The sequence below is a fragment of the Vibrio sp. genome (assembly GCF_047973365.1).
Classification (GTDB): Bacteria; Pseudomonadota; Gammaproteobacteria; order Enterobacterales; family Vibrionaceae; genus Vibrio.
On record NZ_JBKEBW010000067.1, the window covers coordinates 1 to 8,043 of the forward strand.

Below are 8,043 nucleotides of genomic sequence, written 5' to 3' on the forward strand. Positions count from 1 at the left end.
GCTTTAAACTTGGATTTAAAGTCGTTCTTTATGATTACACGGCCATCTGTCGAACTAAAAATCTTCAGTCACTCCCCGCGCGTTTAAAAGATTTAACCGAGTCATTACGGGAGTTTATTATGCCAAAGCAAGACCGCCCAAATTATGAACGGGCGGTCAAGATAAAACCTATCAAATTCCCGTTGAAGAGCTCACGAAAAAAGAAAGAGAACTCTTAAACGAACAGCATTGTGCCTTCGCAGGAATGACGAAAAAGAGAACAGGAATGAAGAAAAAAAAGGAACAGGAATAACGAAAAAGAGAGTAGGAATAACGAAAAAAGGAACAGCAATGACGGAATGACCACGTCAAGCATTCACTGCTTTTGACAGACGAGAGTAGAGCGCCGAATCATTACGATAAGGCACAACATACGTTTCGCCTTCTTCCGGATGAACAATCTGATAGTACTGCGGCAAATTGAAGTTAATCAACTGAGCGGCCAACTCATTGTCATCACGAACTGAAGTGTAGAAAGAGTTTACGCTGGCGATCATCTCATCTTTCTCACCGTTCAACTGGTGATAAACTTCAACGCGGTTGTTTTCATCCAATACGTAAATATTGAAGCCCTTCTCGGTATCTTCAAAAAAGAACTGCACCAAACCTTCACTGGCAAAGCCATCAACCACAACCGGCAATTGATAATCTTCATCGCGATCAAGCATCAGCAGCGGAGAGCCTTTTAGCTTGTTGGTTGAAATGCTGCGGTAAAAGTCGACCGAGTTTTCCAGCTTCTGTACCGATACACCACGACGTTCAAAGAACAGACCATACATCTGATCGCCAATACGTAGTGCTTTGAAACGGCGACGCTTCTCTTGCTCAACGGGTTTCAAACGCAAATCAATACATTCTGCCAGTAGCTGATAGACCAAATTACGCATCACCCCGCGTAAATTTTTGCTGTAGCAGAACACATCGACCGACTCTGGCGGCAAAGCATCCTGGTGCATCTTGCCGAGCACGGTTTTCAGTGCATCCATCATCGCGGTTTCGCCTTTAAAATGCAGCGTACGCACTTCTTGCCATGAGTTTCGGTAAACTAAATCGACACTGCCGACTAAGCATTTTTGTTCCACACCAAAGCTGAAGATGTCGGCGTTTTTCAAATCCACTTTCAATGCCTTACCATTGAGCTCCGCCGTTGGGTCATTTTCAAAATTGATGAACATCGCCAGTTGGCTGATTTCACACGGGCTGGCCAGCGCTTGCATGGTTGGACGACGCTTACGCAGTGAGAAGGTGTTACGCAGATCGCTGACCATTTGGTAGAACTTATCAATATCCAGATGGGCACCACGTACCACAGAGTGCAAGCGTGTCGATTCGGTGATCATACCGTTAAAGAATGACCAAGCCACCAGCTTACTGAGGTATTCGTTATGCTCAAGATAAGGCTGACCAATAATGCGATGGGCAATAATTGGCTGCTTATACAAATACCAGCCTGCTTTGTTGGTACGGCCTTTGCTCACCTCGATAAAGGTCAGGTCTGGCTCGTGCAGATCTGGTGAGATTTGTGGATTGAGCAACGTCACTTTGCCCGGCAGAACTTCAAAGGCTGCGTATAACTTACGCGCCAAAATCGAAATGTCTTGCGGGCTAATTGCCGAGGTAATGTCATTACGACGCGCAAACTGAATCAGGTTGCGATAGCTGAGCATCAAAGCATCAAGCAGTGAATGGTGAACCACTTTCACTTGCTCCACTTTCCAATGACGACGGTTATCCAGCTCCTGAATCACAGAGTGCGACCATCCCCATTGTTGGGTCAACTCGCCCAGAGCCTCACGACGCCACTCAACCGAGCCAACGCTAGGCTCACGAGACAGCTTTTCATGCGTTTTGAGGTAGAAACAACGGCGAACCAAATCTAAGCGCGTATGGTCACCGATACGTTCGAGGTAACGGGTGACTTTTTCCAGCATCAGATAGTAGGAATCCATACCGTAGAGATCTGGGTCATCAGCAAAGAAACGCCGTTTGCTGTCGACGCTCAATAGTTGGGTATGTGGGTACTCCCACGAATAAGCCTCAAGCAGTGTCGCTTTCAGCACCGATTTATACGGTGAGTCGATACTCTTATACAACTGCCACAAGTTCGCCCCGAAATACTCTTCCGCGGGGATATGGTTAAGCTGACCGAAGTCAATCCATTCTGAGCAGTCAATATAAGATTTTGCACACAGTTGAGTGACGTATTCGTCGTAGCACTCTTCCATCTCTGGCGGCACTATCAGCCACAAAAGACGTTTACCGGCTAAGCGTACGGCTGAGCGATAAAACTCATCCAATAACAGCATATGTTGTGACGAGCCACAGTTCTCACCCGTCATGGCTTCTGATTGGTTGGAACGGAATCGTTGTTCATCCATCAAGAAGAAGTTTGCTTCGACACCCTGACTCTTCGCCCAATCCGTGATCAACAGACATTTATTGGTCAGGCGCTCACGCGCTTCACAGCTCATTAGCGAGCTCACACAGACCCAAATATCCAAGTCGCTGGAAGTACTTTGACCGATAGACGAGGTGCTGCCCATGGTGTACAACGCCAAAATTTCAGGACGTTCTGTACTGGTCAATGGCTGGTTAAGTGTTAACTCCGTATCATCAACGAATTGCTGCTGAACCTCATTAAGCTCAAAACAATCGATACCATGCGGAACTTCGTTGCTGAAATAGCCGGGGAAAAGGGGGTGGTTATAGTGCAATAAAGCAGGGATTAGGTGGAATACTCGCTGACTTTGCAAATCCATAAGAGCCAGCGCACGCTCAATGCGTTGCCGGTTTAGCTTATCTAATCTCTGGATTAACGTATCGGTGTAAGCCTGCAAGGTATGGTCCTTGGTTGGAACAAAAATGTGCACTTTGGTTGCGTTTCGCACTAAAGCGCCATCAAAACGTGATCAATTTAACACTTTAATCTGCACGGGTAAAGCGATCTTGGTACTATGTCACACTAAAGTCTTATAGCACAACAGGCTGGGAAGCCTTTGAAATCAGCGTGCTAAGCCACTTTGTAACTATCAACCGTTACTAAACAATAAACCACAGTTACAAACGTGTTAACAATCACACTTTCATCTCAATTTGATCGTAATAAAACACCACTCAAACAAGACAAACAACTAGTAGTGAAACTTTATTTTTTACGGTGGTAGACTAGGAAACTAAAAATTATCGTCGTAAAAGGTCAACAGCCACTGTTTTTAGTTGCCTTATAGCAAGTTTTTAGTTGCTCTACAGCAAGTTTCAGTTGCCCTATAACCCATATTTTAATCAGGATTACCATGACAAAGACTACGCCTATCCGAATCGCTACTCGTCAAAGTCCACTGGCTTTATGGCAAGCTCACTATGTAAAAGATGCGCTACAAGCGGCTCATCCAGATCTTGAGGTTGAATTGGTCACCATGGTAACAAGAGGCGACGTTATTCTTGATACACCACTGGCAAAAGTGGGTGGTAAAGGTTTGTTCGTTAAAGAACTGGAAATGGCGATGCTTGAAGGTCGCGCTGATTTAGCCGTGCACTCGATGAAAGATGTACCGGTAGAGTTCCCTGCAGGCCTTGGTTTGGTCACCATCTGTGAACGTGAAGATCCGCGCGATGCTTTTGTCTCAAACACTTACTCTTCTATTGATGAATTGCCACAAGGCGCAACTGTTGGTACTTGCAGTCTACGTCGCCAATGTCAGCTAAAACAAGCTCGCCCAGATCTCATCATTAAAGAGCTGCGCGGCAATGTGGGTACACGCTTAGGTAAACTTGATGCGGGTGAGTATGATGCCATCATCCTGGCTGCGGCAGGTTTAAAACGTCTTGAACTGCAAGCGAGAATTCGCAGCTTTATTGAGCCTGAACAATCATTACCTGCGGTTGGACAAGGCGCGGTAGGTATTGAATGTCGTCTCGATGATGAGCGTTTACTCAAGTTATTAGCACCGCTCAACCATGCAGATACGGCTGACCGTGTAAAATGTGAGCGTGCCATGAATCTCACATTAGAAGGTGGCTGTCAGGTGCCCATCGGCAGTTATGCTCTGCTTGAAGGTGATGATATTTGGTTACGTGCGTTAGTCGGCGAACCTGACGGTTCAATCATCGTTCGTGGTGAAATCCGCGGCGCTCGTCAAGATGCCGAGAAGTTAGGAGTGGAACTGGCGCACCAGCTTCTCGCTCAAGGTGCAAAAGAAATCCTCACTAAGCTTTATGCTGAGAACGAATAAGCCCAGCTCTGGCGATGAACAACAAATAACGGTGAAGTAACAGATGGCGGTATTGGTAACGCGCCCTGAGGCGCAAGGCGTAGAGTTATGCCAACAACTCGAGCAATTGGGGATAACCGCCCTGCACCATCCGCTGATCACGATCGAGGCAGGCGCGGATCTGCCGCACCTTCTTCCCGACCTACATCACTGTGATACCGTTATTGCGGTTAGCCAACATGCTGTCGCATTTAGTGACCAATATTTGAGACAACAGCAATCAAATTGGGCAACATCAACAAGATACCTTGCCGTTGGTCAAAAAACAGCACACCTTTTAAGCAAAGTTACCGGACAATCAGTAAACTACCCCGAGGTCAGTGATAGCGAACATCTGCTTGAACTGACAGAGTTACAATCCGTTACCGGGCAGAAAATTATGATTCTGCGCGGAAACGGCGGGCGTGAACTGATCCATCAAACGCTTAGTGAACGTGGTGCCTTGGTGACGTATAAAGAAGTGTATCAACGAACCGATTTGCCCTTTGATGCCAACCATGCTTATCAACAATGGCAGCAGGCACAGGTTGATACCCTGATTATCACCAGTGGTCATCAACTGGCTTTTTTTATGTCGCAACTTGATAGCTCAATCATTGATAACTCAGTAATCAATAGCTCAGTAATCAATAGTTCAATAAGCACGTGGGCGCGTCAACTGAAACTATTGGTACCAAGCGAACGTATTGCAAACGATGCAAAAACAATGGGATTTGAACATATCGTTGTTACTCGCAGTGCAGCGAACCCAGATTTAGTGGCCGCTCTCCAGCCATAACAAACAGGAAACTCAGCAATGACAAGTAAAAAAGATAATCCGCAATTAGAACCGGAAAAAAACCAACAAACACTTTCTTCTGCTGCGCCAACCGAAACTCCGTCAGACTCGATTGCACCAGACTCTGCTGCGTCAAATACGGACGAACAACAATCATCAACAAATGCGCAAACCGCACCGATTAAACAAGCTTCACCTGAGAGCAAAGCAGCGCTAGCGAAATCAGAGGAAGCTAAGTCAGAAGAAGCTAAGTCAGAAGAAGCCCAGTCAGAGGAAACCAAGCTAGAGGAGCCTAAGCCAGAAGCGCCTCCGTCAACGGCTCCTCAATCAACCCAAAGCCACTTAGCGGCAAACATTGAGCAGTTGAACAAGTTAGACAAACAGAGCAAGAAAGGTACAAAGCTGGCAACCGTCGCGATTGTTGTGGCGGTATTACTTGGCGGTGGCCTTGCTGTTCAGATGCAGCAACAGCAATCTCAGTACCAAGCACAAATCGCCGCACTGCGTGACGAACTAAACCAGACTCGCAACACGCTGGATACTCAGCTTGCCGAAGTGACGCAACAAGCGGCAGCCAAAGCCACGGAAATCACTCATCGCGCAGAAACCGTGCTTGAGCAGCAACAGAAAAGTATTGAAGGCTTACAGTTAGCAATGACAGACGTAAAAGGTCGTCGTCCAAACGATTGGCTACTGGCTGAAGCAGATTACTTAGTCAAACTGGCTGGACGTAAACTGTTCCTTGAGCACGATGTCGAAAGTGCAACTCAATTAATGGCAAGTGCCGATCAGCGCATTGCCTCACTTAATGACCCAAGCTTAACGCCACTGCGCAAAGCAATGGCGAATGATATTACCAAACTAAAATCCGTCCCTCTGATTGACCGTGATGGTCTGGTTCTGCGCTTAACCAGCCTACAACAGCAAGTTGATGCGTTACCTCTGGCAAACGCGATTTTGCCTGATGCGCCAAAGCAGACTCAGCAAGTGGTTTCCAATGACATCAATAACTGGCAAGACAATTTGCTCACATCGCTGAAAGACTTCTCCGATAACTTTATTACCTTCCGCACCCGTGACGGTAACGTGATTCCTCTGCTTTCACCGCAACAGCATTTTTATCTCAAAGAGAACGTCAAAGCGAAGCTGGAAACCGCGATTAAGTCAGTGTATGTGGAACAACAAGAGATCTACAGCACGGCATTAAAAACCGCTCAAGAGTGGTCAAACTCTTTCTTTAATCAAAACGACAACACGGTGAAAGCCTTCCAGTCCACTCTTGCTCAGTTGGCAGAACAAAATGTGCAGGTTGATTACCCAGTAAAACTGGAAACCCAGCAACAACTAGCAGATGTGATCAGCGAACGCTTACGTCGTGAAGTGACGTCGGTCATTAAGGAGGACAAACAATGATTCGTTTCATCTTCCTTTTTATTGTTCTTGGTGCCGGGTTATTTGTCGGTACTCAATACGCCGGGCAACAAGGTTACGTATTAATTTCCATTGCCAACAAAACCATTGAGATGAGTGTCACCACACTGGTTATTTTTGTTATTGGCACCCTGGCCGCTCTGTTTGCCCTTGAATTTGTGGTGAAGAAATTTTTCTACATGAGCTTCACCACCTGGAACTGGTTCAGTATCCGTAAACAACGCCGCTCGCGCCGCTATACCAACCAAGGCATCATCAAACTGCTTGAGGGCGACTGGAAACAAGCGGAGAAGAAAGTGACCCGTTGGGCAAGTCATCATGACATGCCGCTGCTTTGCTACCTTGTGGCTTCTGAAGCCGCCAATGGCATGGGTGACCGAGAAAAACGCGATCGCTACTTAGCAATGGCCGCGAAACAAGAAAATGCCACCTTAGCGGTTGAACTCACCAGAGCCAAACAGCAAATCAGTGACGGTGATTATGACCAAGCCACGCAAACACTGACCGCATTGCAACCTCAGCACCCGAACAACACCATTATCTTAAACTTGCTCAAACAGAGTTATCTGCATACTCAAGAGTGGCAGCCACTGCTCAACTTACTACCTAAGCTAGTGAGAGCCAAACGCTTAACAGAGCAAGAGGCAGAAAAACTGACGTTAACAGCGCACTGTGGCGCGCTAGAAGCGATTGCCAGCCAAAAAGGTACTGAAGGTTTGCTGGCACACTGGAATGGTTTAGCAAGAAAACTCAAAGTTGAGCCAGAACTAATCACCGCACTCATTCAGCAACTGATTAAGCGTAAAGCGGATAATGAGGCATTTAGCTTAATCAAAGAAAACCTGAAAAAACAGGCAACGCCTGAGTTGTATGCGCTGATACCCGAACTCAATCTTAGCGACCGCCACCCGGCGATTGTGATGCTACAAGAAGCACTACGCAGAGATGCCCGTAATGCAGAAGCTCACAGCGCAATTGGGCAGTTATATGTACGTGAACAAGAGTGGAAACTGGCTCAGAAGCATTTAGAACAAGCGTTGTCGTTGCGTTCCAGTGTCTCGGATTATGCTTATCTGGCTGATGCACTGCAGCATCAGAATCTGACTCATGCGGCGCATGATGTAACGCGTAAGGTGTTGAGTTTGTTGGAAAGCAAAGAATAACAAGCAATGCTGTCATCCCGGAAAATACGTAAGTCCACTGTCGTCATCCCGGAAAATACGCAGTATTTATCCGGGATCTCGCTCTTGTGCATTTCAGATTCCTGCCTTCGCAGGAATAATGAAATGGACCCACCCTTTTATCCGGCTTCACAATGAGCCATGATGAATGTGTTAACTAATCATCAGTATAAGGGCAGGTCCATCTATGAATATTACTACCGTTGGTCTCGATATAGCAAAATCTGTTTTCCATTTTTATGCCGTGAATCAAGCAGGCAAACTTGTTAAAAAGAAAGTCTTAAAGAGAAGCCAAGTATTAGATGCGTTTCGTCAGCTCAAAGCTTGTAAGGTAGTAATGGAA

Annotated in this window: 6 protein-coding genes and 1 pseudogene; 6 read left to right on the forward strand and 1 reads right to left on the reverse strand. The window is 46.4% G+C overall.

Annotated elements, in window-relative coordinates:
• Positions 1 to 218 (forward strand): hypothetical protein (locus tag ACK5MF_RS09245; protein ID WP_416921516.1); only part of this gene is annotated, 218 nt, incomplete at its 5' end.
• A gap of 129 nt (positions 219 to 347) precedes the next feature.
• Here the strand turns inward: ACK5MF_RS09245 and ACK5MF_RS09250 are convergent.
• Positions 348 to 2,876: a class I adenylate cyclase gene (locus ACK5MF_RS09250; protein WP_416921526.1), complete on the reverse strand. Its 2,529-nt coding sequence runs from the start codon at positions 2,874 to 2,876 to the stop codon at positions 348 to 350.
• 456 nt (positions 2,877 to 3,332) lie between these two features.
• Here ACK5MF_RS09250 and hemC point away from each other — a divergent pair, with 456 nt between their 5' ends.
• The 5 genes and pseudogenes from hemC to ACK5MF_RS09275 form a co-directional block, all read left to right on the forward strand.
• Positions 3,333 to 4,271: a hydroxymethylbilane synthase gene (hemC, locus tag ACK5MF_RS09255; protein WP_416921518.1), complete on the forward strand. Its 939-nt coding sequence runs from the start codon at positions 3,333 to 3,335 to the stop codon at positions 4,269 to 4,271.
• A 43-nt stretch (positions 4,272 to 4,314) separates the two neighbouring features.
• Positions 4,315 to 5,088: a uroporphyrinogen-III synthase gene (locus tag ACK5MF_RS09260; protein WP_416921520.1), complete on the forward strand. Its 774-nt coding sequence runs from the start codon at positions 4,315 to 4,317 to the stop codon at positions 5,086 to 5,088.
• 18 nt (positions 5,089 to 5,106) lie between these two features.
• Positions 5,107 to 6,501, forward strand: a complete 1,395-nt coding sequence (locus ACK5MF_RS09265) for a uroporphyrinogen-III C-methyltransferase (RefSeq protein WP_416921522.1) — start codon at positions 5,107 to 5,109, stop codon at positions 6,499 to 6,501.
• Positions 6,498 to 7,682, forward strand: a complete 1,185-nt coding sequence (locus ACK5MF_RS09270; RefSeq protein ID WP_416921524.1) for a heme biosynthesis protein HemY — start codon at positions 6,498 to 6,500, stop codon at positions 7,680 to 7,682. Before ACK5MF_RS09265 ends, ACK5MF_RS09270 begins: the two co-directional genes overlap by 4 nt.
• Before the next feature lie 205 nt (positions 7,683 to 7,887).
• Positions 7,888 to 8,043 (forward strand): annotated as a pseudogene (locus tag ACK5MF_RS09275) (IS110 family transposase); the annotation flags it as partial.

Bases quoted from the DNA above. Each gene is read 5' to 3' on its own strand.
- hemC (WP_416921518.1), top strand. From the start codon at position 3,333: ATGACAAAGACTACGCCTATCCGAATCGCTACTCGTCAAAGTCCACTG.
- ACK5MF_RS09260 (WP_416921520.1), top strand. From the start codon at position 4,315: ATGGCGGTATTGGTAACGCGCCCTGAGGCGCAAGGCGTAGAGTTATGC.
- ACK5MF_RS09265 (WP_416921522.1), top strand. From the start codon at position 5,107: ATGACAAGTAAAAAAGATAATCCGCAATTAGAACCGGAAAAAAACCAA.
- ACK5MF_RS09270 (WP_416921524.1), top strand. From the start codon at position 6,498: ATGATTCGTTTCATCTTCCTTTTTATTGTTCTTGGTGCCGGGTTATTT.